This window comes from Pseudoalteromonas sp. TB64 (assembly GCF_000498095.1).
Lineage (GTDB): Bacteria > Pseudomonadota > Gammaproteobacteria > Enterobacterales > Alteromonadaceae > Pseudoalteromonas.
On record NZ_AUTQ01000020.1, the window covers coordinates 1 to 1,399 of the forward strand.

The 1,399-nt window shown below is 43.3% G+C and carries 2 pseudogenes; both read left to right on the forward strand.

Going from position 1 to position 1,399, the window contains the following annotated elements:
• Positions 1 to 469, forward strand: a pseudogene (locus L647_RS0100720) (phosphoketolase); the annotation flags it as partial.
• A pseudogene (locus tag L647_RS0100725) lies at positions 466 to 1,399 on the forward strand (F0F1 ATP synthase subunit beta); the annotation flags it as partial. The pseudogenes L647_RS0100720 and L647_RS0100725, both read left to right, overlap by 4 nt.

The following is a 1,399-nucleotide window of genomic DNA, read 5'->3' on the forward strand; positions in this document are numbered from 1 at the left end:
GGCAGCCGTTATGATTTTACGCGAGCATTTTAGTAATCTTAGAATCCGGGTTGTTAACGTGGTTGATTTGATGCGTTTACAGCCTAATACCGAACATCCTCACGGGTTAATCGCAGAGGATTTTGACACTCTGTTTACTATTAATAAGCCGGTTATTTTTGCATTTCATGGCTACCCAACGCTTATTCATAGGCTTACGTACAAGCGTAATAATCATCATAATATTCATGTTCGCGGGTATAAAGAAGAAGGCACTATTACAACTGCTTTTGATATGACGGTATTAAACGAGATTGATCGTTTTCATTTAGTGTTAGACACACTGGAACGCCTGCCAAACTTGGGTACAAAAAGAGACGCACTAAAAAAACAGCTTGAAGAAAAGCTTGTTGAGCATAAAAAATATATTAATAAGCATGGGCAAGATCTCCCTGAAATTCGTAATTGGCAGTGGCAGGCGCATCAATGAATTTTGTAGCTCAATCCACGATTAGTAAATTTGAAAATCTCGGTACAATTACCGCTATACGCGGCAGCGTAATTGACGTGCGTTTTGACACAAAGCTACCTGCGATTAATTCAATGCTTAGTGCTGGCGAAAATAAACAGTGTATTTTTGAAGTGCTAGAGCAGCGCAATGAGCATCATGTAAGAGCAATTGCGCTCACGCCTACACAAGGACTTGCGCGTGGCATGGAAGTTGTTGACAGTGGTGGACCGTTACTTACCCCTGTTGGTAAAGGAACCTTATCGAGAATGTTTGATGTGTTTGGTAACACGCTTGATGGCGGTGGTGAGCTTAAAGATGTTCAGTGGCGCTCTGTACATAATAAGCCAGTGCCATTAACCGAACGGTCAACTCAATCAGAGATTTTTGAAACCGGTATAAAAGTAATTGATCTGCTGGTGCCGTTAGAACGTGGTGGCAAAGCGGGATTGTTTGGCGGTGCAGGTGTTGGCAAAACAGTGTTATTGACTGAAATGATTCACAATATGGTGGGCAAGCACAAAGGTGTTAGCCTATTTTGTGGCATAGGTGAGCGTTGCCGTGAAGGCGAAGAGCTTTATCGCGAAATGAAAGACGCGGGCGTTTTGCCAAACATGGCGATGATTTTTGGGCAAATGAACGAGCCACCAGGGAGTCGTTTTAGGGTGGGGCATGCAGCTTTAACTATGGCTGAGTATTTTCGTGATGATGAGCAGCGAGATGTGCTGTTGCTAATCGACAATATATTTCGTTTTATTCAGGCAGGCTCTGAGGTATCGGGCTTAATGGGGCAAATGCCTTCAAGGCTTGGTTATCAGCCTACTATGGGCACAGAGCTTGCTGGGTTAGAAGAGCGAATTGCCAATACACAAAATGGTGCTATTACTTCTATTCAAGCGGTGTATGTACCTG